We start from the raw sequence: 24,904 nt of genomic DNA, 5'->3' as shown, positions 1-24,904 counted from the left end.
CGGGCGGAGATCGACTATCGGACGAGGCCGTGCCGAAAGGCCAGCGCTACCAGGTTCTGGCGGTTGCGCGCGCCGAGTTTGCCCTGGAGGTTGTTGACGTACCAGTCGACCGTATGGTGGGAGATATTCGCCGCCTTGCCGGTCTCGACCGACGTCATGCCGCCGGCAATGCACTTCAGGATCAGAAGCTCCCTGTCGGAAAGCCGCGGCACCAACGTCGTTTCGGCGGCATCATCTTTACCGCGCTGCAGAATGGATGTGCACTGCCGCAGGCTCTGGGTGGCAAGCGTGGTGAACAGGCTTACCTCCACCGGGGACAGGTCGACCGGCGTATCGCTGCCGAGGATCAGCTTACCCATCAGGCCATCGCGGGCAAACACCGGAAAGGTGATGCCATGGGTAATGCCCGCTCCAGCCGCCCAATCCGTCTGCTTTTTCAACTTTCGGTAGACGACCTGGTTTTCACGCCGGGCCATCTCCAGCAACTTGTCCCAGGTAAACGGCGCGTCCACGCCCGAAAGCCTCGACCATCCCACATCGGCGCCGTGCGCGCACTTCTCGCTGAATTCGAGAATTGGCCGGCGGTTGAGCCAGTGGGTTACCGGCTGCCAGCGCGGGCGATCGCCATCGCTGGGCCAGAACCGGCGAAACAGGCCCACATAGGAGAATCCGTAACCTTGCGCGGCATTGGCGACGACGCGGCCGATTTCCTCAACCCTGTTCATCTCATGAACAAGGACGAGATTTTCCAGCACCAGGTCGATTTTGTTCATGCGATCTCGCCCAGACCCAGCACACAATATGTGGCTCGTGCAGTCTACGACGGGCCTCCCGCAGTGAGGGTTTTTCAGTTATCCGCACGTAAAGCGCGCATTTTCGAACAGTAGCTAACTCTGCATTATAATCATCTGATCAACGGTAGGGAACCACGAAACAGCGGGCATCGGCCCTCTTCCTGCAAACGACCGATGCGGATCCGGCGGTTGCTCCCCGAACCGTTCAGTCGCGACCGGTTTTGCGCGAAGGCAACACCTCGGACAGGAAGATCGCCACCGCCGCGAGCCCCGCAAACAAAGCCAGCAGGAAGCCGGGCGCAAGCGTGAACCCGGTCTGCTGAATGATGAAGGTCGCCGTCAGCGGCGTCAGTCCGCCGACGATCGCGAAGCCGATATTGTAGACGAAGGCAACGCCGGTATAGCGCACATCCGTGGGGAAGATCGCCGTCAGCAGCACCGGCCCGACGCCCCAGGCAAAGGAGGCGATCAGCGAGATCACGACCATCGCCGGCAACAGTTCGGCCACGCCCTGATGCATCCAGACATAGGCCGGGATCGCCGCCACCGCCAGCGTCAGCGAAGCGATGAAGGCGGGGATCTTGATGCCGACGAAATCCGAAATCAGGCCGGCAACCGGCATCGGCAGCGAGAACAGGACGATGCCGACAAGAACGGCGGTCGCCACCTGATCGGGATCGTATTTCAGGAAATCGGTCAGATAGGAATTCATATAGAGATAAAGCAGCGGCACGGCTGCCGCCCCGAGCCCGGTGATGAACAGGCCGAGCCAGACGGCGCGGCCATTGTTGCGGAAAAGCGCGGCGAGCGGCACCTTGTGGGCGTGGGATTCCATCTCGGCGAAGGCCGGGCTCTCGGAAAGCCGCGCCCGCAGGAAAAACCCCGCAATCGCAACCAGGCCGCCGACGAAGAAACCGATGCGCCAGCCATAGGAAAGCACCGCGGCTTCCGACAGCAGATGCTCGATCGACCATTGCACCGCCTGGGCGACCAGCATGCCGACATTGATGATCATGAACAGGAAGCCGCAGGCAAGGCCGCGCCGCTTCGGCATGGTTTCGGTGATCAGCGTCATCGCGCCCGGAATCTCGCCGCCAAGGCAAAGCCCCTGCACCATGCGCAGCAACACCAGCAGCACGGTGGCGGAAATCCCCCAGCTGGCATAGCCGGGCAGGAAGGCGATCACGAAGGTTGCGCCCGCCATCCCGGCAATCGAGATCCGCAGCATTGCCTTGCGGCCGTATCTGTCGCCGAAATGGGAAAACAGGATGCCGCCGATCGGGCGCACCAGATAGCCGACGGCGAAGATCGCGAAGGCCGCGAGAAGTCTTGTGGCGGCGGCCTCGTCGGGAAAGAAGGTCTTGCCGATCTGGGAGGCGAAGGAGGCGTAGATCACGAAGTCATAGAATTCGAGCCCGCCGCCCATGCTCCCCAGAAACAGTGCGCGATTGCGCTCGCTGGCCGTCACCGTCATTCCGTTTCTCCACGCTTACACCTGCCTGACGTTCGCTGATGAATGCGCGAAAGGCAAGGCGGAAAACGCGGCGGCTCAGTCAAATGCGCCGGCAAGGCCCGAAAGCGCCGCATCGCAGATCGCTTCGAGCGGATGATCGATGTCGACGACGACCACGCCGGGCTCTCCGTCCGGCCGTTCCAGCGTCGCGAGCTGGCTCTTGAGCAGCGAAAGCGGCATGAAATGGCCGGCGCGGTGGCCCATCCGGGCGCTCAGCAATGCCTCGCTGCCCTCAAGAAAAATGAAAGCCAGCGGCCCTCCGGCGGCCTCGCGCAGACGGTCGCGGTAGGCCTTTTTCAGCGCCGAACAGGTGATCACGACCCCCTCCTGCCGGTGGCTCGCGATTTCCGTGCCGATCAGCGCCAGCCATGGCCAGCGGTCGTCATCCTCGAGCGGAATGCCGCGCGACATCTTGTCGACATTGGCAGCAGGGTGGAGCCCGTCGCCCTCGATGAAATCATAGCCTGCCCGCTCGGCAAGACGCCGCGCAACGGAGGACTTGCCCGAGCCGCTGACGCCCATGACGATGATGGCGTCAGGAATTGCGATGTCACGATTGTTCATTCTGTCCCGCCTGATTTTCGCAAATGTCAGTCCGTGGTCTAAAATGGTTCGCATCGGAATGGAAGCGCACATGCCGTTTCAGCGGCCGGGGCCTCACACGCCTCATCCGGCCTTTACGGTGACGGATTTATGAGACGCCGGGGGTTTACCCCCGCCCCGCCCGGAGGCATAAGGGTTCAGGCATTACCTGCAGGCCGAATGAAATGAACGAGTTACAGACCCCCGATACGGATGACGGCCTCGCCGGCCTCGGCGATGACCGCAGCCTTCTGCTTGTGGACGACGACGCGCCGTTCCTGCGCCGGCTCGCCCGCGCCATGGAAACGCGCGGCTTCGATATCGAAACGGCGGGCTCGGTTGCAGAAGGAACGGCGCTTGCCAAAGCGCGGCCCCCGGCTTTCGCCGTCGTCGACCTGAGACTGGAGGACGGCAGCGGGCTGGACGTGGTCGCCGCCATCCGCGAGGCCCGGGCCGATACCCGGATCGTGATGCTGACCGGATACGGCAATCTCGCCACCGCGGTCACGGCGGTAAAGCTCGGCGCGCTCGATTACCTGGCCAAGCCCGCCGATGCCGACGATATCGTCCACGCGCTGACCCAGCAGCCCGGCGAAAGGACCGACCTTCCGGAAAATCCGATGTCGGCGGACCGGGTGCGCTGGGAACATATCCAGCGGGTCTACGAAATGTGCGACCGGAATGTCTCCGAGACCGCCCGCCGTCTCAACATGCACCGCCGCACCCTGCAGCGCATTCTGGCAAAACGGGCGCCGCGTTAAACGGCGGCCGGATCGGCAATCAGCCCTCCCGGCCGTTTCCGACAATTGGCCAATCCTTCCCTCCGAAACCGTACCGTTTCCTCCAAATTCGTTCGATTCCCGCCGAATATATCTTGAAGCGGCGTTTCGCCATTTCCATATCGTGAGTATCGGTGGTCAACCGCCGAAACAGAGCGAGGAAAAACAGAGATGAACGAGACCGCGTTACTGCGTCCGGCGTGGACGCCACTTACGATTGCCCTGATGGTGATCGGCTTTGTCGTGTTCTGGCCGCTTGGACTGGTGATGCTTGCCTATATCATCTGGGGCGATCGTCTGAATATGTCGCGCGGCGACTGGAAGCGCTCCGCCGAGCGCGCCTTCGGGTCCTGCAGGCGCAACATGCGCAACGCCGCCGAACCGATGGCTTCGACCGGCAACGCCGCCTTCGATGAATGGCGCCGCACCGAAATGGAGCGGATCGAGGCCGAACGCCGCAAGCTCGACGAGATGCGAGCCGAATTCGACCGCTATACCGACGAGCTCCGAAAAGCCCGCGACCGCGAGGAATTCGACCGCTTCATGCGTGATCGCAATAACCATAACGGCAATTTCGGCGGCACGCCGCAGGATTGAACCGATGCGTCACGCCTTGGGCGTGGCTCCAGTGTTTCGGCATCGCCCATATCCCCCGGGCGGTGCCTTTTTTTGTGGCCGGGCCGGTGATCAAGGGGCTATAGGAAATCAATCCGCCCACGAGAGACAGAATGAACGACAGGACCAGCACAATCGACATCGGCGGCCGGCTGTTGCCCCTCAATGTCAAGACCAGCGCGCGCGCCAGGCGGATGACGCTGAAGATCGAGCCGGGCGGCCACGCGGTGAGCCTGACCGTGCCGCCGGGGCTCGCGCGCCATCAGGTCGACGGATTTCTGCGCCGCCATCATGACTGGCTGATCGACCGCATGGCCCGCTTCGACGGCCGCGACACCACGGTTGGCGACGGCGCAACGCTGCCGGTTTTCGGCGTTGCCCACACCATCCGCCACAGCGGCAATCTGCGCGGGCTGACCGAGGCCTGCCTGGAGGACGGCGCGCCTGTTCTTCTGGTCTCCGGCCCCGCTGCCAGCATCGGCCGCCGGGCGGCCGATTACCTGAAGAAGGAGGCGAGACGCGAAATCACCGAGCGGGTGCGCCATCACGCAGGGGCAAGCGGCAAGAGTTTTTCGGCGATCGCGTTCAAGGACACCAAATCGCGCTGGGGTTCGTGTTCGTCGACCGGCAACCTCAATTTCTCCTGGCGGATCGCGATGGCGCCGCTTTTTGTGGTCGATTATCTCGCCGCCCATGAGGTCGCGCATTTGAGCGAGATGAACCATGGCCCGCGCTTCTGGGCGTTGTGCGAAAGACTGTGTCCGAGAACCCCCGAGGCGCGGCGCTGGCTCAAGGCGGAAGGCTCGTTTCTCCATGCGATCCGCTTCGAGCCCCCGACCGTATAGCTACTCGCGAAGTTTTTCCCGATATGTTAAGGACAGACCATGAAACGTCCGGCCATCAAGATCTGCGGGCTCCGCAGCGAAGACACGATCGATCACGTCATCCGTCGCGGCGCGAGCCATGTCGGCTTCATCTTCTTTGAGAAGAGCCCGCGCCATGTCGAGCCCGATATCGCCGCCGGCCTGATTGCGCATGTGCGCGGCCGCGCGAAAACGGTCGCCGTTTCCGTCGATGCCGACAACGATCTCCTGGAGGAGATCGTCTATGCCGCCCGCCCCGACATGCTGCAGCTTCACGGTCACGAGACGCCCGACCGGGTGGTGACCATCAAGGCGCTGTTCGGCCTGCCGGTGATCAAGGCGTTTTCGCTGCGCACGCCTGAAGACCTTGCCCGGGTCAGCGACTATGACGGTGTCGCGGATCATCTGCTTTTTGACGCAAAACCGCCCGTAAACGCAACGCTTCCGGGCGGAAATGGGGTGACATTCGATTGGCGCTTGCTTGCCGGCTGGCGCCCGACTATTCCCTATTTCCTGTCGGGCGGTCTTTCGGCGGACAATGCGGCCGCGGCGCTTCATGAAACCGGTGCGCCGGGGCTCGATGTTTCCTCCGGCGTCGAAAGCGCGCCCGGGGTGAAAGACGCCGCCCGGATCGATGCCTTTTTTGATGCCGTTGACGCTGCCTATGCAACGGCCTGATGGAGAATGACCGTGAACGAGACCCCGAAGCTGAATTCCTTCAAATCCGGACCTGACGAGACCGGTCTGTTCGGCATTTTCGGCGGCCGTTTCGTCGCCGAGACGCTGATGCCGCTGATCCTCGAACTCGAGGCCGAGTGGGAAAAGGCGAAGACCGATCCGGCCTTTCAGGCGGAGCTCACCTCGCTCGGCAAGCACTATATCGGCCGGCCGAGCCCGATCTATTATGCCGAGCGGCTCACCGAGCATCTCGGCGGCGCGAAGATCTACTTCAAGCGCGAGGAACTGAACCACACCGGCTCGCACAAGATCAACAACTGCATCGGCCAGATCCTGCTCGCAAAACGCATGGGCAAGACCCGGATCATCGCCGAGACCGGAGCCGGCCAGCACGGCGTGGCCTCGGCCACCGTCGCCGCCCGTTTCGGACTGCCCTGCGTGGTCTATATGGGCGCCACCGATGTCGAGCGGCAGGCGCCGAACGTGTTCCGCATGAAGCTTCTGGGCGCCGAGGTGAAGCCGGTAACGGCAGGACACGGCACGCTCAAGGATGCGATGAACGAAGCCTTGCGCGACTGGGTCACCAATGTCGACGATACCTATTACCTGATCGGCACGGCGGCAGGCCCGCATCCCTATCCGGAAATGGTGCGCGATTTTCAGTCGGTGATCGGCATTGAAGCGCGCCAGCAGATCCTCGAAGCCGAGGGCCGACTGCCCGATCTCGTCATTGCCGCCGTCGGCGGCGGCTCGAACGCGATCGGCATCTTCCATCCCTTCCTGGATGATCCGGAGGTCAGGATCGTCGGCGTCGAAGCCGGCGGCAAGGGGCTTGGCGGCGAGGAGCACTGCGCCTCGATCACCGCCGGCGCGCCCGGCGTGCTCCACGGCAACCGCACCTATCTGCTGCAGGATGGCGACGGCCAGATCAAGGAAGGCCATTCGATCTCGGCCGGCCTCGACTATCCGGGCATCGGTCCCGAACATTCCTGGCTCAACGATATTGGCCGCGTCGACTATGTGCCGATCATGGACACCGAGGCGCTTGAGGCGTTCCAGTTGATGACCCGTCTCGAGGGCATCATCCCGGCGCTCGAGGCAAGCCATGCGATCGCCGAAATCGTCAAGCGAGCGCCGAAGATGGGCAGGCAGGAGATCATCCTCGCCAACCTTTCCGGCCGCGGCGACAAGGACGTGCATACGGTGGGCAAGATTCTCGGAATGGAGATGTAGGCATGAGCCGGGGGGAAATGATCGAGGAAGTGTCGGAACTGGCGGAAGCGCTGTTCGAGATCATCGAGGAGGAGGATGACGGCAGCAACGATGTCCGCCGTGCGGTGATCGAGGCGCTGGCGCATCAGAACCTGTTCAACATCGAGATGGTCTCGGCGCTGAACGCTCTTGCGGCTGGCGGCAATGCCTCGGCCGAGATCGACAGCCTCGTGCTGAACATGAAGTCCGTCCATAAGTCGCTGGTGGAGGCGATTTCGGCCTGGTCGGACGAGGCAACGCAATAGCACGCAGGGCCGGCGCGCCGCTCGCAGATTATTTCGCATCGAAGATGCCACGGAGTAGAGTATGACCGAACGTATGGAAAAACGCTTTGCCGCGCTGAAGACCGAGGGCCGGCCGGCGCTGATCACCTATTTCATGGGCGGCGATCCGGATTTCGATACCTCGCTCGCCATCATGAAGGCGCTGCCGAAGGCCGGCGCGGACGTGATCGAACTGGGCATGCCGTTTTCCGATCCGATGGCCGATGGCCCGTCGATCCAGATGGCGGGACTGAGGGCGCTGAAGGGCGGCCAGACGCTGGCCAAGACCCTGGAACTTGCCCGGAGGTTTCGCGAAAGCGACGCCGATACCCCGATCGTGATGATGGGCTATTACAATCCGATCTATATCTACGGCGTCGACCGCTTCATCGCAGATGCGCTGGAAGCTGGCATTGACGGGCTGATCATCGTCGACCTGCCGCCGGAAATGGACAATGAACTCTGCATACCGGCACTCGCGGCGGGTCTGAACTTCATCCGGCTTGCGACCCCCACCACGGACGGCAAGCGCCTGCCTGCGGTTTTGAAGAATACCTCCGGCTTCGTCTATTATGTCTCGATGAACGGGATCACCGGCTCGGCGCTGCCCGACCCCTCGCTGGTAGGCGCTGCGGTTGCGCGCATCAAGGCGCATACCGATCTGCCGGTCTGCGTCGGCTTCGGCGTCAAGACCGCCGAGCATGCCCGCCTGATTGGGGCGGCCGCAGATGGCGTGGTGGTGGGAACCGCGCTGGTCAACCAGATCGCCGGCAGCCTGACGGCCGATGGCAAGGCAAGCAAGGATACGGTCGATGCGGTTTCGACCTTCGTGAAAGGCCTTTCAAGCGGGGTGCGGGACGCGCGCCTTGCAGCCGCCGAGTAAATCTGGCACACGGCAGGCAAAGAAATTCAGGAGGTTCATGTGGTGAACTGGATTACCAATTACGTGCGGCCGCGGATCAATTCCATGTTCGGCCGCCGCGAGGTGCCCGAGAATCTGTGGATCAAGTGCCCCGAAACAGGCGCCATGGTGTTTCATACCGATCTGGAAGAAAACAAGTGGGTGATCCCGTCTTCCGGCTATCACATGAAGATGCCGGCGCGCGCGCGCCTTGCCGATCTGTTCGATGACGGCGCCTATGAGGATCTGCCGCAGCCGAAGGTGGCGCAGGATCCGCTGAAATTCCGCGATTCCAAGAAATATATCGACCGTCTGAAGGAAAACCGCGCCAAGACCGACCAGGAAGACACGATCGTCGCCGGTCTCGGCACGCTCGAGGGTCTGAAACTCGTTGCCGTTGTGCAGGAGTTCAAGTTCATGGGCGGCTCGCTCGGCATGGCCGCGGGCGAGGCGATCATCCAGGCCTTCCAGCGCGCGATCGACGAAGGCTGCCCGCTGGTGATCTTCCCGGCGTCCGGCGGCGCGCGCATGCAGGAGGGCATCCTGTCGCTGATGCAGATGCCGCGCGTGACGGTGATGATCGAGATGATGCGCGATGCGGGCCTGCCCTATGTCGTTGTGCTGACCAACCCGACCACCGGCGGCGTTTCGGCTTCCTATGCCATGCTCGGCGACCTGCATATCGCAGAACCCGGCGCCGAGATCGGTTTTGCCGGCCGCCGCGTGATCGAGCAGACCATTCGCGAACAGTTGCCGGACGGCTTCCAGACGGCGGAATACCTGCTCGAACACGGCATGGTCGACATGGTCGTCAAGCGCCATGATCTGGCCGAGACGCTGGCCAGGCTTTTGAAGATCATGACCGGGTCCCCGGCAACGCCCGCAAACGCGTTGTTGGAAGGACCGCAGTCGCCGCAGGCGATCTCCGAAGAGATGCCCCGCGCCCCGCTTCCTGCGGACGAAGCTCCGGTGCAGCAGGCCTGAGAAAGATGAAGGGAGCCGCCGCCCGCCAGAGGCAGCGGCGACCGTCCGCACCGGACGGAATAAAAAGGGTGCGAAGACGCCCCGGCGGGAGACGCCCGCAGAATCGGATCAATCATGGACAACCAGTCATTCGGCGCTGCCGAGCGCGTGATCGAGCACCTGATGCAACTGCATCCGAAGGGCTTCGATCTGTCGCTTGAGCGGATCCGGGTTCTGCTCGAAAAGCTCGGCAATCCGCATCTCTCCCTGCCGCCGGTGATCCATATCGCCGGCACCAACGGCAAGGGTTCGACGACCGCCTTCTGCCGGGCGCTGCTGGAGGCCTCCGGCCTTTCGGTCCACGTTCATTCCTCGCCGCATCTGGTGCGCTGGCACGAGCGCTTCCGCATCGGCGGGCCGGGCGGCGCGAGCGGCTATGTCGACGACATGCTGCTGGCCGAAACGCTCAGCCGCGTCGAGGCCGCGAATGGCGGGGCCAAGGCCACCGTGTTCGAGATGCTGACGGCGGCGACGTTCGTGCTGTTCGCCGAAATTCCCGCCGATGTGGTGATCCTGGAAGTTGGCCTCGGCGGCCGGTTCGATGCCACCAATGTCATCGACAGGCCCGCCGTTTGCGTGGTCATGCCGATCTCGCTCGACCACCAGGCCTATCTCGGCGACCGGGTGGAACTGATCGCGGCGGAAAAGGCCGGCATCATGAAGCCCGGCGTGCCGGTGGTGATCGGCCAGCAGGAATATGAGGCGGCCGAGGAGGTGCTGATCGCCAGCGCCGACCGGCTCGGCTGTCCGCTTCACGTCTATGGCCAGGATTTTTCCGCCCATGAGGAACATGGCCGCCTTGTCTATCAGGATGGCGACGGTCTGATGGACCTGCCGCTGCCGGCTCTGCCGGGACGTCACCAATATGCCAATGCCGCCGCCGCGATCTCGGCCGTCAAGGCCGCCGGTTTCACGCTGGAGGAAAAGGCCGTCGAAACGGCCATGCGCTCCGTGTTCTGGCCCGCGCGCCTGCAGCGGCTGACCGTGGGCGACCTGGTGACGGCGGCTCCGGCGGGGTCGGAAATATGGCTCGACGGCGGCCACAATCCGGGCGCCGGAGAGGTCATCGCCGAGGCGCTGGCGGGCTTCGAGGAGCGCGATCCGCGTCCGCTGTTCCTGATAATCGGCATGATCAACACCAAGGACCCGTTCGGCTTTTTCGAACATTTCGCGGGCCTTGCGACCTATGTCTATTGCGCGCCGATCAAGGGCACGGAGGCCTCGATCGACCCCGTCGCGCTGGCATCCTCTGCGGCCGATGCCGGTCTTTCCGCCGAGCCGGTGTCCTCGATCGGCGAGGCGCTGGCGGCGATCTGCATGCGCGCGCGCGCCGACCAGCCGGCACCGCGTATCCTGATCGGCGGCTCGCTCTATTTCGCCGGCAATGCGCTTGCCGAAAACGGAACGCCGCCACTATAGATTCTCTATTTTGACGCGTCGGGTTAACGAAAAACCGGATTCCACTTTTTCGCCCGACGCTTCAGGGCCTTTCAGATTCGAACGTCGATGCCCTCGGCTTCCAGCTTTTCCAGCGCCAGTTCGGCAAAGGTCAGCCGGTCGGCGGCGTTGCGGGCGAAGGCAAGGGTCAGCACCTTGCGCCGGGCCGGGGCGAGCCGGTGTTCCGGCGCGGGGCGGATCATCTCGGCGCCGTAGCGATCGGCAAGCAGCAGGCCGCAATCCTCGGGGAAGATATCGAGCGGCACATCGGCATGGGTGGCGAAGAACAGCCTGTCGCAATATTCGCGGTATTCCGGCCATTTCCGGTCGACGCGGAAATCCTCGATCGAGGTCTTGATCTCGATGATCCAGATCTCGCCCTTTTCCGAAAGGCAGATCAGGTCGGCGCGCCGGCCGCTTCTCAGCGTCATCTCGGCGATTGCGGAAAGGCGCATGTGTTTCAGCAGATGCTGGACGCCGCGGCGCACCATGATGGCGCGGTCCGACTGGCGGCCGTCCGCCGTCGGGTTTTTTCCATGTAGATCGACAATCGCCATGGAACTTCCTTTCATTCGATGCATTTTCACAACAGCGCTGCGGCCTTGGCGCGCGATTCACACCTCCCGCCAGTACCAGAGCTTGTGTTGCAACCAAATCTTAACCATAAGCTTCTATCACTTGCTTATTATCACCTTTTGTTCCACGCCGTGAGACCGCCCATGCACATTCGAACCCTTTTCCTGGCAATCTCGCTGACGGGCCTGCTCGCAGCCGCTGGCTGTACCACCACGAACAGTTCGTCAACGGTGATGGCGCCGATCTCAGCCTATGCGGCGACCAGTGACGACGGCGTCGACCTGCCGCGCGTGCCGATCACCCAGGTTGACGACAAATATCGCCGCCAGATCATCAACTACCAGACCGACGAGGCCCCCGGCACGATCATCGTCGATACCAGGGAACGGCTGCTTTATCTGGTGCTCGAGGATGGCAAGGCCTTGCGTTACGGCATCGGCGTCGGCCGCGACGGCTTCCGCTGGTCGGGCGACGCCTATATCGGCCGCCGCGCCGAATGGCCGACCTGGTATCCGCCGCAGGCCATGATCAAGCGCCAGCCGGAGCTGAAGGAATATGCCGGCGGCATGGAGCCCGGCGTGATGAACCCGCTCGGCGCGCGCGCGCTCTATCTCTACAAGAACGGCAATGACACGATGTTCCGCATCCACGGCAATCCGGACTGGACCTCGATCGGTCAGGCCGTCTCGTCCGGATGCATCCGCATGATCAACCAGGACATCATCGATCTCTATGCCCGCGTCGATCCCGACAAGCGCACCAAGGTGATCGTGCTCGAAGGCTGAGCAGGGACGAGACGACATTTGGTCTGCCGGTTCAGCGCGCACCTGCCAGGCTGGTGACGCAGGAATTACACCACTCTCAGAGTCATGCTCTGATTTGATCCGAGCATCCAGGCCGCACGGTGAACGTCGCCTGGACCCTCGGGTCAAGCCCGAGGGTGACCCGAAAAAAGCGAGATGCCGATAGAAAAAGGCGGCTCCTACGCAGGGCCGCCTTTTCTTTTTATGACGTTCGCAGGCCACCGACTGATCGACCGCCCCCGTCAGGCCTCAGTAGCGGTAGTGTTCCGGCTTGAACGGACCCTCAGGCGTCACGCCGATATAGGCGGCCTGTTCTTCCGACAGCACCGTCAGCTTCGCGCCGAGCTTGTCGAGATGCAGGCGGGCGACCTTTTCGTCGAGATGTTTCGGCAGAACGTGGACCGTGTTTTCGTACTTGTCGTGGTTCTGGAAGATTTCCATCTGGGCCAGCACCTGGTTGGTGAACGAGGCCGACATCACGAAGGACGGATGGCCGGTGGCGTTGCCGAGGTTCAGCAGGCGACCTTCCGACAGAAGCAGGATGCGCTTGCCGTCGGGAAACGAGATCATGTCGACCTGCGGCTTCACATTGGTCCATGTGTAATTGCGCAGCGAGGAAATCTGGATCTCGTTGTCGAAATGGCCGATATTGCCGACGATCGCCATATCCTTCATCGCGCGCATATGCTCGATGCGGATGATGTCCTTGTTGCCGGTGGTGGTGACGAAGATATCCGCGCTCGCGACCACGTCTTCCAGCAGCACCACTTCAAACCCGTCCATCGCCGCCTGAAGCGCGCAGATCGGATCGGCTTCCGTCACCTTGACGCGGGCACCCGCGCCGGAAAGCGAGGCGGCCGAGCCCTTGCCGACATCGCCGTAACCGCAGACGACGGCGACCTTGCCGGCCATCATCACATCGGTTGCGCGGCGGATGCCGTCGACCAGCGATTCCTTGCAGCCATACTTGTTGTCGAATTTCGACTTGGTGACCGAATCATTGACGTTGATCGCCGGGAAGGGGAGTTGGCCCTTCTTCGCAAGCTGGTAGAGACGGTTGACGCCGGTGGTGGTTTCTTCGGTCACGCCCAGAAGGGCTTCGCGCTGTTTGGTAAAGAAGCCGGGAGAGGCTTCCATGCGCTTTTTGATTTGCGCGAACAGCACTTCCTCTTCCTCGGAGCCGGGCTTCGACAACACGTCCTCGCCGGCCTCGGCGCGGGCGCCGATCAGGATATACATGGTGGCGTCGCCGCCATCGTCGAGGATCATGCTCGACTGACCGCCATCGGTCCACTGGAAGATCTGGTCGGTATAGGTCCAGTATTCCGCAAGCGTCTCGCCCTTGACGGCGTAGACCGGCGTTCCGGAAGCGGCAATCGCGGCGGCGGCATGGTCCTGGGTGGAGAAGATGTTGCAGGAGGCCCAGCGCACATCGGCGCCAAGCGCCTTCAGCGTCTCGATCAGCACTGCGGTCTGGATCGTCATGTGCAGCGAACCGGAAATACGTGCGCCCTTCAGCGGCTGGCTGTCGCCGAATTCGGCGCGCGCGGCCATCAGGCCCGGCATCTCGGTTTCGGCAATGTCGATTTCCTTGCGGCCGTAATCGGCAAGCGCGATATCGGCGACGAGATAGTCGTTTGTCATCTGAAACTCCGGAATAGGCAGGCCGAAACGCCCGCAGGTTTTGATCCTTTACTACCAGCAAGCGTCCAAGCTGACAAGAAAGACATAAAGAAATCTTTATGTCTTTCTGTCGCAAGTCATCTGACGGATTTTAGATCTTCGCGGCATCGTTGCAGGATTTCGAGCCGGCGATACTGGCCGGCATAGTAGTCCGAAAGCGCGGGGTCAGGTTTAATCTCCAACGGCGCGGCCTGCATGGTTCGCGCTGCAGCACCGAGGCTGTCGGCGAGGCCCGCGGCGGTTGCGGCGTGGATGGCGGAGCCGAGCAGGACGACGTCCTCGGTGGGCGATATCGCCACCGGCAATCCGGTCGCATCGGCATAAAGGCGGGTCAGCAGCGGGTTGCGCCTGTGGCCGCCGGCAAGATGTAGCCTCGTGGCGGGAATGCCATTCTCTGTCAGCAAAGCGAGGATCTGCCGGAGCGACAGGGCGATCGCCACCGAGGCGCGCCAATAGAGCCGGCAGAGCCCGTCGAAACTTCCGTCGAGCGTCAATCCCGCGACCATGCCGGTCATCGAGGGATCGGCGAAGGGGGAACGGCTGCCGTGAAAATCGGGCAGGATGTCGAGGCCGTCGGCAAAGCCGGGGCCATGTTCGGCAAGCATTTCCTCGATCCGGGCAATCACCCGACCATGCTGCTCCTCGGTGGCGATGCCGCCGGCGCTGTGGACTTCCAGCAGGTGGTTGAGCAGGCCGCCGGTCGCCGACTGGCCCGCCTCGAACAGCCATTTCCCGGGATAGAGCGCGGAAAAATAGGGTCCCCAGAGGCTTGGCGCGAAGGCGGGCCGGCCGGCATAGCCGACGATGCAGCTCGATGTGCCGCCGATCAGGGCGAGTTCGCCATCGGCTTTCAGGCCGGGCGGCGGCAGCGCGCCGAGCGCGCCGGCATAGGCATCGATGAGGCCAGCGGCGACCACCACGTCGTCGTCCAGCCCGAGATCTCGGGCCGCCGCCGCCGTCAGCCGTCCCGCAGCATCCCCCGGCGCCAGCACGGATGCCGGGACGCCCGCCTTGTCGCGCAGGTCGGACAGGCCTACCCGGTCCAGAAGGTCGCCCGGCCAGGGAAGAACGTGATCGCCGCGATAGAACCATTTGGCCGCAAGTGTGGACAGCGACCGCCGATCGTTGCCGGTGGCGCGGAAGGTGAGGTAATCGGCGAGGTCGAAGAAGGCGCCGGCCTGATCCCATAGGTCCGGCCGGTGGCGCTTCAGCCATGCCAGTTTCGGAACCTGCATTTCCGGCGACACCGAGCCGCCGGAATGGCGCACCGCCTCATGGTCGAAACCGCTGAGAAGCGCTGCCTCATCGGCGGCGCGGTGATCGAACCAGGCGATGGTGTCGAACGGACCGGTGTCGTCTTCGGACAGCGCCAGCGGGCGGCCGTCGCGCCCCAGAAGCACCAGCGAGCAGGTGGCGCCGAAGGCGAGACCCGCGATCCTTTCGGCCGCGATGCCGGCTGCCTTGCGGGCCGCGACCACTGCGCCCGCCGTCATCTGCCAAATGTCTTCGGAGCAATATTCGCCGCGCCGGGGGCCGGCACGTTTCAACCGCAGCGGAGCGGCCTCGCGGGCAAGCATTACGCCTGCAGCATCGAACACGCCCGCCCTGACGCTTGCCGTGCCGACATCGACCGCAATCACATGATCGCGCATCCCGGTCGCTCCTACCCTTGATTTTTCCGTCAGACTTTTGCCGCACGTTGGACGAGAATGTCCATGGCGTCAAACATTAGGTCGGGGTCAAGCGCCGCGATCTGCGCACGGTAGTCGGATGATTGTGCGTGGCTGGCGCCGACATAGGCGAAAACCCGCATGCCCGCGGCCTTCGCCGCGGCAATACCCGCGAGGCTGTCCTCGATCACCAGACATTCCTCCCGCGACCGCTTCATCCGGCTTGCCGCGTAAAGGAAAAGATCCGGCGCGGGCTTGCCGTTCTCCACCATCGAGGCGGAGAAGATCGGCGGTTCGAACCGGGGCAGAAGCCCCGCGATCTCCAGCGAAAGCCGGATGCGCTCGGGTTGGGACGAGGAGGCAACGCACCAGCCATAGCCTTCCGCCGCAAGTGCTGTCCAGGCTTCGGCAATGCCCTCCGTCGGCTTCAGATCGCGGCGGAAGCGGGCGTAGAGTTCGCGTCTCAGCCGCTCCAGAAACCCGTCGCCAAGCGTCGCGCCGAAATCCTGCTTGACGACTGCAAGCATGGTGGCAAGCGAGCGGCCGAGAAAAAGCCGCCGCGCATCCTCATCGCAAATGCTGATGCCCTCGGTGGCCAGCGCCTCCCGCAAGACCGCGAGCGAAATCGGCTCGCTGTCGACCAGCACCCCGTCGCAATCGAAAATGATGAGCGGCTTTGCGGCCATGAGGCTCCTGATTGCGGCGCTACTCCAGATCGCCGTCGATATAGCGCTTCAGCGTTTCGGCGGTGCCACGGGTGCGCAGGCTCGTCAGCGCCCCGGTGAACCGCTTCACGAATTGCGGATTGTCGGCAACGGCGCCGAAGATATCACGCTCTTCCAGGAAACGCGTCGGATTTTCCCGCGAGGCAAGGGCTGCCGCATGGAGGCGGTCGGCGGCCTCGTCGTTGAACCTGATTTTGCGTCCGCTGTCCGACGTGCCCTCGAAATAACGGCACCACAGGGCCGAAACCAGAGCCAGGCCGGTGACGTCGAGTCCCTTTTCCAGCCGTGCGGCTGTCGACGGCAGCACGAATTTCGGCTGGCGATTGGAGCCGTCGAGCGCAAGCCGCTCGATCGTGTCGCCGATCTTGGGGTTGGCGAAGCGGCGCGCGATCAACTCGTAATAGGAGGTGAGATCGGTATCGGGCACCGGCGGCACGATCGGGATGATCTCATCCTTTTCGAGCTTTTCGAGGAAGGCGGCGATCAACTCGTTCTCCATCGCCTCGTGCACGAAGTGAATATCGAGCAGTTCGCCCGGATAGGCGATCGCGGCGTGGCCGCCGTTCAGAATCCGCAGCTTCATGATCTCGTAGGGGCTGACATCCTCGACAAAGGTGACGCCGACCTCTTCGAGCGCCGGGCGGCCGAGCGGGAAATCATCCTCCAGAACCCACTGTCTGAATTCCTCGCAGAACACCGGCCAGTTGTCGGCGATGCCGTATTCCTCCGCGGCGATCTTTCGCTCGCGCTCGCCGGTGGCGGGCGTGATGCGATCGACCATGGCGTTGGGGAAGGCGACGTTTTGCCGGATCCAGGCGGCGAAATCCGGATCGGAGCGTTCGGCAAGGCCCGAAACCGTGGCCCTGGTGACCGCGCCGTTATGGGGAATATTGTCGCAGCACATCACAGTGAAGGGCTGAACGCCTGCGGCACGGCGCTTCTTCAAGCCGGCAATGATCAGGCCGAAAGCGGTTTTCGGCGCATCCGGATTGTTGCCGTCGGCCACGATCGCCGGGTGTCCGGGATCGAACCGGCCGGTCGCCGGGTCGATGAAATAGCCGCCCTCGGTCACGGTCAGCGAGACGATCCGGATCGCCGGGTCGGCAAGCTGCTCGATCATCGCGGCAAAATCCGGCGGCGCGATCATGTCGATCATCGCGCCGGTAATGGTGGCGCTGCTCGAATGCGCTTCCTGGTCGACCACCGTGGTCAGGAAATCCTGGCCCTTCAGCGCGTCGCGCATCTTCGCATCCCCCGGCATCACGCCGGCGCCGATGATCGCCCAGTCGTGATCGCGGCCCTTGTTGAACAGCTCGTGCAGATAGACCGCCTGATGGGCGCGGTGAAAATTGCCGACGCCGAAATGGACGATGCCGGGCGAAAGATCGTCGCGGGCATAGGTCGGCACGGCCGCCTTGTCCGCGTGGTCCTTGATTGTATTAAGAGAAAGTGCCTTGGTCATTGTTCTATCCGATCTTCGCATTCCGGGCATGCGCGCCGCTCATGGCGCCCATGCGGTATTTCCGCGCTTCCTGCCGCTTCGGGTGCGCCCTAGAGCGCCAGCCCCTTGTCGTCGAAGCGGTAGATCCGCTCCGGATCGGGGGTGACATGGACAACATCGCCATGGCGAACCGGAAAGTCCCCGTTCACGCGCGCGGTGACCTGCCCGATGCCCGCGACATCGATGTGCAGGAATGTGTCCGAGCCGAGATGTTCGGCGACCACGACCTTGCCCTGCCAGGTTCCGCTTTCGGTTGACAGCGTCAGATGTTCCGGCCGCACGCCGATCGTGTGGGCGTTGTAGCCTTCCGCATCCTTGCCGGTGACGAAGTTCATCTTCGGCGAACCGATGAAACCGGCCACGAACAGGTTGGCAGGCTTGCGGTAAAGCTCCAGCGGCGAACCGACCTGCTCGATATTGCCGGCTCTGAGCACCACGATCTTGTCGGCCATGGTCATGGCCTCGACCTGGTCGTGGGTCACATAGATCGAGGTGGCATCGAGCGTCTGGTGCAGCTCGGTGATTTCAAGCCGCATGTTGACCCTGAGCGCGGCATCGAGGTTGGAGAGCGGCTCGTCGAACAGGAAGCACTCCGGATTGCGCACGATCGCCCGGCCGATCGCCACGCGCTGGCGCTGGCCGCCGGAAAGCGCGCGCGGCTTGCGCTCCAGATAGTCGGTCAGGTTCAGGATCTTCGCCGCGTCCTCGACCTTGCGGTCGATTTCCGCCTTGTCGATATTCGCCATCTTCAGCGGAAAGCCGATATTGTTCCTGACGCTCATATGCGGATAAAGCGCATAGGACTGGAACACCATGGCAAGGCCGCGCTTTGCCGGCGGCTTGTCGGTGGCGTCCTCGCCGTCGATCAGGATGCGGCCGCTGGTGACGTCCTCCAGCCCGGCGATCAGCCGCAGAAGCGTGGATTTGCCGCAGCCCGACGGGCCGACGAAAACGACGAATTCGCCGTCATTGATTTCGAGGTCGATCGAAGGGATGACCGCGGCCTCGCCGAAATGCTTGGAAACTTTTTCAAGTCTGATGCTGCCCATTGGTCCTGTCCTTATTTAACCGCGCCGAAGGTGAGCCCGCGCACGAGCTGCTTCTGCGAAAACCAGCCGAGAATGATGATCGGCGCAATCGCCATGGTCGATGCCGCGGAAAGCTTGGCGTAGAACAGGCCTTCCGGGCTCGAATACGAAGCGATGAAAGCTGTCAGCGGCGCCGCTTTCGAGGCCGTCAGGTTCAGCGTCCAGAACGCTTCGTTCCAGGCAAGGATGATGTTGAGGAGGAGGGTGGAGGCGATCCCGGGGATCGCCATCGGCGTGAGCACATAGACGAGCTCCTTGCCGAGCGTAGCCCCGTCCATCCGGGCAGCCTCGAGAATTTCGCCCGGAATTTCCTTGAAATAGGTATAGAGCATCCACACCATGATCGGCAGGTTGATCAGCATCATTATCACGATCAGGCCGGTGCGGGTGTCGAGCAGGCCGAGATCGCGGAAGATGATGTAGATCGGCACCAGCACGCCGACGGCCGGAAGCATCTTGGTGGAAAGCATCCACAACAGCACGTCCTTGGTGCGCGGCGTTGGCGAAAACGCCATCGCCCATGCGGCCGGGACCGAGATCAGCAGGCCGATCACCGTGGACCCGAGCGAGATTGCGACCGAATTCCAGAAATGGTGGAAATAGTTCGACCGCGCCTGCACCTCGACATAGTTCTCCAGCGTCCACTGGAAGAACAGGAAGGAGGGCGGCGAGGAAACGGCCTCGCCCTCCGTCTTGAAGCTTGTCAGAAACGTCCACAGGATCGGGAAGAAGATCAGAAACGCAATCAGCCATGCGAATGCGGTGAAGGCGATCTTCTTTTGCGTTGTTACCCGGCGTGCCATCGTCAGTCCTCCAGATTTTTGCCGATCATGCGAACCAGGAAGATCGCAACGATGTTGGCGAGAATGACGGCGATGATACCGCCGGCGGATGCTCCCCCGACATCGAACTGCAGCAATGCCTGCATGTAGACGAGGTAGGTGAGATTGGTGCTTTCCGTGCCGGGGCCGCCATTTGTGGTGACCAGGATCTCGGCGAAGATCGAAAGCAGGAAGATCGTTTCGATCAGCACGACCACGGTGATGGCGCGCGCCATATGCGGCAGTATGATGTAGATCAGGCGGTTCCAGGCATTGGCGCCGTCCATTTCGGAGGCTTCCTTCTGCTCCTCGGAAAGCGACTGGAGCGCCGTCAGGAGAATGAGCGTGGCGAATGGCAGCCATTGCCACGTCACGATCAGGCCGATCGATGTCAGCGGTATCGATGACAGAAAATCGACCGGCTGGACGCCCAGTAACCGTGCCAGCGAGGCAAACAACCCGTTGACCGGGTTCATCAGCATGTTCTTCCACACCAGCGCCGAAACGGTCGGCATCACGAAGAACGGCGCGATCACCAGAATGCGGACAATGCCTTGCCCGAACATCGGCTGATCCAGCAACAGCGCCAGCGCGATGCCGCCGACAACGGTTGCAAACAGCACGCCGCCCACCAGCATCAGCGTATTGCCGATCGCCTGGAAGAAGGCCGGGTCGGTCAGGAAGTACCGGTAGTTCATGAAGCCGGCGAAGCTCTCCATTCCCGGCATCAGCAGATTGTAACGCAGGAACGAGAAGTAGATCGTCATCGACAGCGGTATGATCATCCACAACAGGAGCAGAATGACCGAGGGCGCCATCATCAGCCGCGCCGCATTTCTGGTATGGGTCGTCGCCATTTTGGTGTTTCCCCGCAAAGTGGATCGTAAGGACGCCCGACCATGCCGGCGCCTCAACCGCGGTCGTTCCGCACCCTGTTCACGTCCGGCCGGGGCTGGCAGTCTGCAGGTGCGCAAAAACCGGTTTGGCCGCCGTCACTTCATGCGCGGCGGCCATCATCATTTCGGCTTGAACTCCGGGAGGCGACCGGACCCTGAGGCCCGGCCGCCCCGCGGAGGAAGGTTACTTGATGTAGCCGGCCTTCGTCATTTCACGCGTCGTCAGTTGCTGGGCGCTGCCGAGCGCCTGATCTGCCGTCACATTGCCGGCAAGCGCTGCCGAGAACTGCTGGCCGACGGCGGTGCCGATGCCCTGGAATTCCGGGATCGAGACGAACTGCGCGCCGGTATAGGGGATTTCCTGAACCGAGGGCTTGCTGGTATCGACCGCATTGATCGATTCCAGCGTCATTTCGGCGAACGGCGCGGCCTTCTGGTAATCCGCGTTCTTGTAGAGCGAGGTGCGGGTGCCGGGAGGCGCCGCGCGCCAGCCGTCCTGCTCGGCAACAAGGTCGGTGTAGTGCTTGGAGGTTGCCCAGGCGACAAACGCCTTGGCCGCATCCGCCTTGGTGGTCGAGGCCGGGATGGCGAGGTTCCACGACCACAGCCAGTTGCCGCGATTGCCGAGATCGCCCTTTTCCGGGAACAGCGCGAAGCCGACATTGTCAGCGACCTTGGATTCCTTCGGGTCGGTCACGAACGAGGCCGCGACGGTGGCGTCGATCCACATGCCGCACTTGCCCTGCTGGAACAGCGCCAGGTTCTCGTTGAAGCCGTTGGACGACGCGCCGGGCGGGCCGTAATTGTTCATCATGTCCAGATAGTCGGTGAGCGTCGCCTTCCACTCGTCGGTGTCGAATTGCGGCTTCCAGTCCATGTCGAACCAGCGGGCGCCGTAGGAGTTGGACATGGCGCCGAGAAACGCCATGTTCTCGCCCCAGCCGGCCTTGCCGCGCAGGCAGATGCCATAGATGCCGGCATCCTTGTCGGTCATCGCCTTGGCGGCAGCCATGATCTGGTCCCAGGTCGGCTCGGCCGGGATTTCGACGCCGGCCTTTTCGGCGAGATCGGTGCGGTACATCACCATGGCGCTTTCGCCGTAGAACGGGGCGGCATAGAGCTTGCCGTCAACAGAGAGGCCGCCGGCAATGGCCGGCAACAGGTCGGCTTCGTCGTAGTCGGCCGGCATGCCGGAGAGTTCCAGCAACCAGTTCTGCTTGGCCCAGATCGGCACTTCGTAATTGCCGATGGTCATGACGTCGTACTGGCCGCCCTTGGTGGCGATGTCGGTGGTGACCTTCTGGCGCAGCACGTTTTCCTCGAGCGTTACCCACTCGAGGTCGATGTCCGGATGCTGCGCGGTGAAATCGTCGGTGAGCTTCTGCATACGGATCATGTCGCCGTTGTTGACGGTGGCGATGGTCAGCGTTTCAGCAGAAGCGACGCCGGTCAGCGCGACCAGCGAGCAAGCGCCGAGTAGTAGCGAATGAAGTTTCATACTCGTTCCTCCCTCAGAATTGAGCAATAGCCTATGATGTGGGCAATTACTCACCTTATTGCCATGCGCTGTCAAGTGGGCGAATGCTCATACTTTGGGCGGATGCCGAAAAATTATTGTTTCGAAAGGGGAATTTTTCGGCACAGGCGAGGATAAGAATGTGCGCCCGCGGTGCGAGAGACAGCCGACGATTGACCGGTGAGGTGAAAAAATCCCCGGCACAAGGCCGAGGATGATTCCAAAAGGAAGAAACGGCATAAGCGCCGGTTCCAATCCTCAGATATCCAGATTTGCCACCGAAAGCGCATTTTCCTGGATGAAATCGCGGCGGGGTTCGACCTCGTCGCCCATCAGGCGCGAGAACAGGCCGTCGGCGCTGGTGGCGTCGGGGACCTTGACCTGCAGCAGCGAGCGGACATTGGGGTCCATCGTGGTTTCCCAGAGCTGCTCGGCATTCATTTCGCCAAGACCCTTGTAGCGCTGCATGGTCAGCCCCTTGCGGCCGGCCTCGAACACGGCTTCCAGCATGGCGCGCGGACCGTAGATCGTGAGGTCGCCATTCTTGCGCTTCAGAAGCGGCGGCTTCTCGTAAACCTCGAACAGGCGCTTCTGGAGCTGGTCGATATAGCGGGCATCGACCGAGCCGATCAGGCCCATGTCGATATTGGCGACTTCCTTGACGCTGCGCACCGTGCGCTCGAAGCGCAACCCACCATCCTCGCGCACGAAGCCTTCCCAGCCGCGCTCGGTCTCCTCGGCGACCATGTCCAGCCGGGCTGCGATATCGGCTGCGAGCCGTTCGGCCTCGGCCGGATCGGTGACCCGCTCGGCATTGAGCGCGCCGGCAATCGCCGCCTGCTCGACCACATGGCGATCGTAGCGCGAATGGATGCCTTCCATCAGGTTGCGCATGCGGATCGCATCGACGATCACCTGGCGCAGGTCCGGCCCGGCGCGCACCTCGCCGGAGCCGAGATGCAGCGAAGCTTCCTCGAGGCCCTGGTCGATCAGGTAGTCCTCGAGCGACTGCTCGTTCTTCAGGTACTGCACCGACTTGCCGCGCGTGACCTTGTAGAGCGGCGGCTGGGCGATATAGAGATGGCCGCGCTCGATCAGCTCCGGCATCTGCCGGAAGAAGAAGGTGAGCAGCAGGGTGCGGATATGCGCGCCGTCGACGTCAGCATCGGTCATGATGATGATCTTGTGATAGCGCAGCTTGTCCGGATTGTATTCGTCCTTGCCGATGCCGGCGCCGAGCGCCGTGATCAGCGTGCCGATTTCCTGGCTCGACAGCATCTTGTCGAAACGGGCGCGCTCGACGTTCAGGATCTTGCCGCGCAGCGGCAGGATCGCCTGGGTCTCGCGCGAACGGCCCTGCTTGGCGGAGCCGCCGGCGGAATCGCCCTCCACCAGAACCAGTTCGGACTTGGCCGGATCGCGGTTTGAACAGTCGGCAAGCTTGCCGGGAAGCGAGGCGATGTCGAGCGCGCCCTTGCGCCGCGTCAGTTCACGCGCGCGGCGCGCGGCCTCGCGGGCGGATGCCGCCTCTGCGACCTTGGTGACGAGGATCTTGGCGTCGTTCGGATGCTCTTCCAGCCACTGGCCGAGCGCTTCGTTGACGCAGCTTTCAACCACAGGACGGACTTCGGACGAGACCAGCTTGTCCTTGGTCTGGGACGAGAATTTCGGGTCCGGCACCTTCACCGAAAGCACCGCCGTCAGCCCTTCGCGGCAATCCTCGCCGGTCAGCGTCACCTTCTCGCGCTTCAGAATGCCGGATGTGTCGGCATAGGAGATCATCTGGCGGGTCAGCGCGCCGCGGAAGCCCGCCATATGGGTGCCGCCGTCGCGCTGCGGGATGTTGTTGGTGAAGCACAGCACGTTCTCGTGATAGCTGTCGTTCCACCACATCGCCACTTCGACGGTGATGCCGTCCTTTTCGATCGAGATCGCGATCGGCTCGCTCACCAGCGGTTTCTTGGCGTTGTCGAGATAGGCAACGAAGGCCGCAAGGCCGCCCTCATAATGCAGATCCTTCTGCACCAGCTCGGAATGACGCCTGTCGGTCAGAAGAATATGCACGCCCGAATTCAGGAAGGCGAGTTCGTGCAGGCGTTTTTCAAGCGTCGCGTAATCGAAATCGATCATGGTGAAGGTTTCGGAACTCGGCATGAAGGTGAGTTCGGTGCCGGTTTCGTCGCCCGCATCGCCGATCACTTCCAGCGGCTTGTCGGCAACGCCGTGGGTGAACGAAATTTCGTGCAGCTTGCCGGCGCGCTTGATCTTGAGCTTCAGCCATACCGAAAGCGCGTTGACGACGGAAACGCCGACGCCGTGCAGGCCACCGGAGACCTTGTAGGAATTCTGGTCGAACTTGCCGCCGGCATGAAGCTGCGTCATGATCACTTCAGCCGCCGAAATGCCCTCGCCGGTGTGAATGTCGGTCGGAATGCCCCGGCCATTGTCGGTGACCGAGACAGAACCATCGGGGTTCAGCGTCACGGTGACGAGATCGGCATAACCGCCAAGCGCCTCGTCGATGGCATTATCGACCACCTCGTAGACCATGTGATGGAGACCCGAGCCATCATCCGTATCGCCGATATACATGCCCGGCCGCTTGCGCACGGCATCCAGCCCCTTCAGAACCTTGATCGAATCGGCGCCGTATTCGGCGGGAACGCCGACGGCAATTTCTGGGGTTTCGCTCATAAACAGGTCTTTCCAAACTTGTTGGAGTGTGGGCGCGCGATGATGGCGCCGAATCACTGCCGCTTTTAGGCACCGATCCTAGGGGAAAAGCCTTTTTCACTCAAATCGATGGGCCTTCTTTTACAGTCAAATTGGGGATAAGCCCAGCCCGTTTCAATGGCGGGCGCGGCAAGGTCGGGATCGCACGGGCGATGTCCCGTTTCAAAGACGG

The 24,904-nt window shown here is 62.6% G+C and carries 23 protein-coding genes; 10 read left to right on the top strand and 13 right to left on the bottom strand.

The window, feature by feature from the left end:
* Positions 1-14: 14 nt before the first annotated feature.
* The 3 genes from HQ843_RS05665 to HQ843_RS05655 all read right to left on the bottom strand — a co-directional run bounded on the left by HQ843_RS05665 (position 15) and on the right by HQ843_RS05655 (position 2,871).
* Complete coding sequence (locus tag HQ843_RS05665; protein ID WP_180899432.1) at positions 15-773, bottom strand: helix-turn-helix transcriptional regulator; 759 nt, start codon at positions 771-773, stop codon at positions 15-17.
* A gap of 226 nt (positions 774-999) precedes the next feature.
* The gene (locus HQ843_RS05660) at positions 1,000-2,268 is read right to left on the bottom strand and encodes an MFS transporter (protein ID WP_180899433.1); all 1,269 of its coding nucleotides are present in this window, start codon (positions 2,266-2,268) and stop codon (positions 1,000-1,002) included.
* Between the two features lie 75 nt (positions 2,269-2,343).
* Entirely contained in the window at positions 2,344-2,871 is a 528-nt protein-coding gene (locus HQ843_RS05655; protein WP_246710287.1) for a gluconokinase, read from the bottom strand.
* Between the two features lie 203 nt (positions 2,872-3,074).
* Between HQ843_RS05655 and HQ843_RS05650 the strand changes: the two genes are divergently transcribed.
* The 9 genes from HQ843_RS05650 (at position 3,075) to HQ843_RS05610 (ending at position 10,702) form a co-directional block, all read left to right on the top strand.
* The gene (locus HQ843_RS05650; RefSeq protein ID WP_180899434.1) at positions 3,075-3,650 is read left to right on the top strand and encodes an ActR/PrrA/RegA family redox response regulator transcription factor; all 576 of its coding nucleotides are present in this window, start codon (positions 3,075-3,077) and stop codon (positions 3,648-3,650) included.
* 189 nt (positions 3,651-3,839) lie between these two features.
* Positions 3,840-4,265 carry a DUF2852 domain-containing protein gene (locus HQ843_RS05645; RefSeq protein ID WP_180899435.1) on the top strand — a complete coding sequence of 142 codons (426 nt, stop codon included), beginning with the start codon at positions 3,840-3,842 and terminating at the stop codon, positions 4,263-4,265.
* A gap of 131 nt (positions 4,266-4,396) precedes the next feature.
* On the top strand, positions 4,397-5,128 hold the full coding sequence (locus HQ843_RS05640; RefSeq protein WP_180899436.1) for a M48 family metallopeptidase: 732 nt from the start codon (positions 4,397-4,399) through the stop codon (positions 5,126-5,128).
* Between the two features lie 39 nt (positions 5,129-5,167).
* Positions 5,168-5,824: a phosphoribosylanthranilate isomerase gene (locus tag HQ843_RS05635; RefSeq protein ID WP_180899437.1), complete on the top strand. Its 657-nt coding sequence runs from the start codon at positions 5,168-5,170 to the stop codon at positions 5,822-5,824.
* A 12-nt stretch (positions 5,825-5,836) separates the two neighbouring features.
* Complete coding sequence (trpB, locus tag HQ843_RS05630) at positions 5,837-7,057, top strand: tryptophan synthase subunit beta (RefSeq protein ID WP_180899438.1); 1,221 nt, start codon at positions 5,837-5,839, stop codon at positions 7,055-7,057.
* A gap of 2 nt (positions 7,058-7,059) precedes the next feature.
* Positions 7,060-7,341, top strand: coding sequence for a hypothetical protein (locus tag HQ843_RS05625; protein ID WP_180899439.1), 282 nt, complete (start codon positions 7,060-7,062; stop codon positions 7,339-7,341).
* Positions 7,342-7,402: 61 nt separating this feature from the next.
* Entirely contained in the window at positions 7,403-8,242 is an 840-nt protein-coding gene (gene trpA / locus HQ843_RS05620; protein ID WP_180899440.1) for a tryptophan synthase subunit alpha, read from the top strand.
* Positions 8,243-8,284: 42 nt separating this feature from the next.
* Positions 8,285-9,244: an acetyl-CoA carboxylase, carboxyltransferase subunit beta gene (gene accD, locus HQ843_RS05615; RefSeq protein ID WP_180899441.1), complete on the top strand. Its 960-nt coding sequence runs from the start codon at positions 8,285-8,287 to the stop codon at positions 9,242-9,244.
* A 114-nt stretch (positions 9,245-9,358) separates the two neighbouring features.
* Positions 9,359-10,702, top strand: a complete 1,344-nt coding sequence (locus HQ843_RS05610) for a bifunctional folylpolyglutamate synthase/dihydrofolate synthase (RefSeq protein WP_180899442.1) — start codon at positions 9,359-9,361, stop codon at positions 10,700-10,702.
* Positions 10,703-10,773: 71 nt separating this feature from the next.
* Here HQ843_RS05610 and HQ843_RS05605 read toward each other — a convergent pair whose 3' ends face one another.
* On the bottom strand, positions 10,774-11,277 hold the full coding sequence (locus tag HQ843_RS05605) for an MmcB family DNA repair protein (RefSeq protein WP_180899443.1): 504 nt from the start codon (positions 11,275-11,277) through the stop codon (positions 10,774-10,776).
* Positions 11,278-11,439: 162 nt separating this feature from the next.
* Here HQ843_RS05605 and HQ843_RS05600 point away from each other — a divergent pair, with 162 nt between their 5' ends.
* On the top strand, positions 11,440-12,081 hold the full coding sequence (locus HQ843_RS05600) for a L,D-transpeptidase (RefSeq protein WP_180899444.1): 642 nt from the start codon (positions 11,440-11,442) through the stop codon (positions 12,079-12,081).
* Positions 12,082-12,348: 267 nt separating this feature from the next.
* Here HQ843_RS05600 and ahcY read toward each other — a convergent pair whose 3' ends face one another.
* The 9 genes from ahcY to gyrB form a co-directional block, all read right to left on the bottom strand.
* Positions 12,349-13,743, bottom strand: coding sequence for an adenosylhomocysteinase (gene ahcY, locus HQ843_RS05595; RefSeq protein WP_180899445.1), 1,395 nt, complete (start codon positions 13,741-13,743; stop codon positions 12,349-12,351).
* Between the two features lie 116 nt (positions 13,744-13,859).
* Entirely contained in the window at positions 13,860-15,434 is a 1,575-nt protein-coding gene (locus HQ843_RS05590) for an FGGY-family carbohydrate kinase (protein WP_180899446.1), read from the bottom strand.
* 29 nt (positions 15,435-15,463) lie between these two features.
* The gene (locus HQ843_RS05585; protein WP_180899447.1) at positions 15,464-16,138 is read right to left on the bottom strand and encodes an HAD family hydrolase; all 675 of its coding nucleotides are present in this window, start codon (positions 16,136-16,138) and stop codon (positions 15,464-15,466) included.
* Positions 16,139-16,157: 19 nt separating this feature from the next.
* Complete coding sequence (locus HQ843_RS05580; RefSeq protein ID WP_180899448.1) at positions 16,158-17,639, bottom strand: mannitol dehydrogenase family protein; 1,482 nt, start codon at positions 17,637-17,639, stop codon at positions 16,158-16,160.
* 89 nt (positions 17,640-17,728) lie between these two features.
* Positions 17,729-18,727, bottom strand: coding sequence for an ABC transporter ATP-binding protein (locus tag HQ843_RS05575; protein ID WP_180899449.1), 999 nt, complete (start codon positions 18,725-18,727; stop codon positions 17,729-17,731).
* A gap of 11 nt (positions 18,728-18,738) precedes the next feature.
* Positions 18,739-19,569, bottom strand: a complete 831-nt coding sequence (locus tag HQ843_RS05570) for a carbohydrate ABC transporter permease (RefSeq protein ID WP_180899450.1) — start codon at positions 19,567-19,569, stop codon at positions 18,739-18,741.
* A gap of 2 nt (positions 19,570-19,571) precedes the next feature.
* Positions 19,572-20,444 carry a carbohydrate ABC transporter permease gene (locus HQ843_RS05565; RefSeq protein ID WP_180899451.1) on the bottom strand — a complete coding sequence of 291 codons (873 nt, stop codon included), beginning with the start codon at positions 20,442-20,444 and terminating at the stop codon, positions 19,572-19,574.
* 223 nt (positions 20,445-20,667) lie between these two features.
* Positions 20,668-21,981: an ABC transporter substrate-binding protein gene (locus HQ843_RS05560; protein WP_180899452.1), complete on the bottom strand. Its 1,314-nt coding sequence runs from the start codon at positions 21,979-21,981 to the stop codon at positions 20,668-20,670.
* Between the two features lie 276 nt (positions 21,982-22,257).
* A complete protein-coding gene (gene gyrB, locus HQ843_RS05555; protein ID WP_180899453.1) occupies positions 22,258-24,693 on the bottom strand; it encodes a DNA topoisomerase (ATP-hydrolyzing) subunit B in 2,436 nt (811 codons plus the stop codon).
* Between the last annotated feature and the right edge of the window lie 211 nt (positions 24,694-24,904).

It is taken from the genome of Martelella sp. NC20 (assembly GCF_013459645.1).
Lineage (GTDB): Bacteria > Pseudomonadota > Alphaproteobacteria > Rhizobiales > Rhizobiaceae > Martelella.
The sequence above is the reverse complement of the archived record's forward strand: the minus strand, read 5'-3'. Positions and strand labels throughout refer to the sequence as shown.

Excerpts from the sequence above, each read along its gene's own strand:
- HQ843_RS05665 (WP_180899432.1), bottom strand. The coding sequence starts at position 773 with ATGAACAAAATCGACCTGGTGCTGGAAAATCTCGTCCTTGTTCATGAG.
- HQ843_RS05660 (WP_180899433.1), bottom strand. The coding sequence starts at position 2,268 with ATGACGGTGACGGCCAGCGAGCGCAATCGCGCACTGTTTCTGGGGAGC.
- HQ843_RS05655 (WP_246710287.1), bottom strand. The coding sequence starts at position 2,871 with ATGAACAATCGTGACATCGCAATTCCTGACGCCATCATCGTCATGGGC.
- HQ843_RS05650 (WP_180899434.1), top strand. The coding sequence starts at position 3,075 with ATGAACGAGTTACAGACCCCCGATACGGATGACGGCCTCGCCGGCCTC.
- HQ843_RS05645 (WP_180899435.1), top strand. The coding sequence starts at position 3,840 with ATGAACGAGACCGCGTTACTGCGTCCGGCGTGGACGCCACTTACGATT.
- HQ843_RS05640 (WP_180899436.1), top strand. The coding sequence starts at position 4,397 with ATGAACGACAGGACCAGCACAATCGACATCGGCGGCCGGCTGTTGCCC.
- HQ843_RS05635 (WP_180899437.1), top strand. The coding sequence starts at position 5,168 with ATGAAACGTCCGGCCATCAAGATCTGCGGGCTCCGCAGCGAAGACACG.
- HQ843_RS05625 (WP_180899439.1), top strand. The coding sequence starts at position 7,060 with ATGAGCCGGGGGGAAATGATCGAGGAAGTGTCGGAACTGGCGGAAGCG.
- trpA (WP_180899440.1), top strand. The coding sequence starts at position 7,403 with ATGACCGAACGTATGGAAAAACGCTTTGCCGCGCTGAAGACCGAGGGC.
- HQ843_RS05610 (WP_180899442.1), top strand. The coding sequence starts at position 9,359 with ATGGACAACCAGTCATTCGGCGCTGCCGAGCGCGTGATCGAGCACCTG.
- HQ843_RS05605 (WP_180899443.1), bottom strand. The coding sequence starts at position 11,277 with ATGGCGATTGTCGATCTACATGGAAAAAACCCGACGGCGGACGGCCGC.
- HQ843_RS05600 (WP_180899444.1), top strand. The coding sequence starts at position 11,440 with ATGCACATTCGAACCCTTTTCCTGGCAATCTCGCTGACGGGCCTGCTC.
- ahcY (WP_180899445.1), bottom strand. The coding sequence starts at position 13,743 with ATGACAAACGACTATCTCGTCGCCGATATCGCGCTTGCCGATTACGGC.
- HQ843_RS05590 (WP_180899446.1), bottom strand. The coding sequence starts at position 15,434 with ATGCGCGATCATGTGATTGCGGTCGATGTCGGCACGGCAAGCGTCAGG.
- HQ843_RS05585 (WP_180899447.1), bottom strand. The coding sequence starts at position 16,138 with ATGGCCGCAAAGCCGCTCATCATTTTCGATTGCGACGGGGTGCTGGTC.
- HQ843_RS05580 (WP_180899448.1), bottom strand. The coding sequence starts at position 17,639 with ATGACCAAGGCACTTTCTCTTAATACAATCAAGGACCACGCGGACAAG.
- HQ843_RS05575 (WP_180899449.1), bottom strand. The coding sequence starts at position 18,727 with ATGGGCAGCATCAGACTTGAAAAAGTTTCCAAGCATTTCGGCGAGGCC.
- HQ843_RS05570 (WP_180899450.1), bottom strand. The coding sequence starts at position 19,569 with ATGGCACGCCGGGTAACAACGCAAAAGAAGATCGCCTTCACCGCATTC.
- HQ843_RS05565 (WP_180899451.1), bottom strand. The coding sequence starts at position 20,444 with ATGGCGACGACCCATACCAGAAATGCGGCGCGGCTGATGATGGCGCCC.
- HQ843_RS05560 (WP_180899452.1), bottom strand. The coding sequence starts at position 21,981 with ATGAAACTTCATTCGCTACTACTCGGCGCTTGCTCGCTGGTCGCGCTG.
- gyrB (WP_180899453.1), bottom strand. The coding sequence starts at position 24,693 with ATGAGCGAAACCCCAGAAATTGCCGTCGGCGTTCCCGCCGAATACGGC.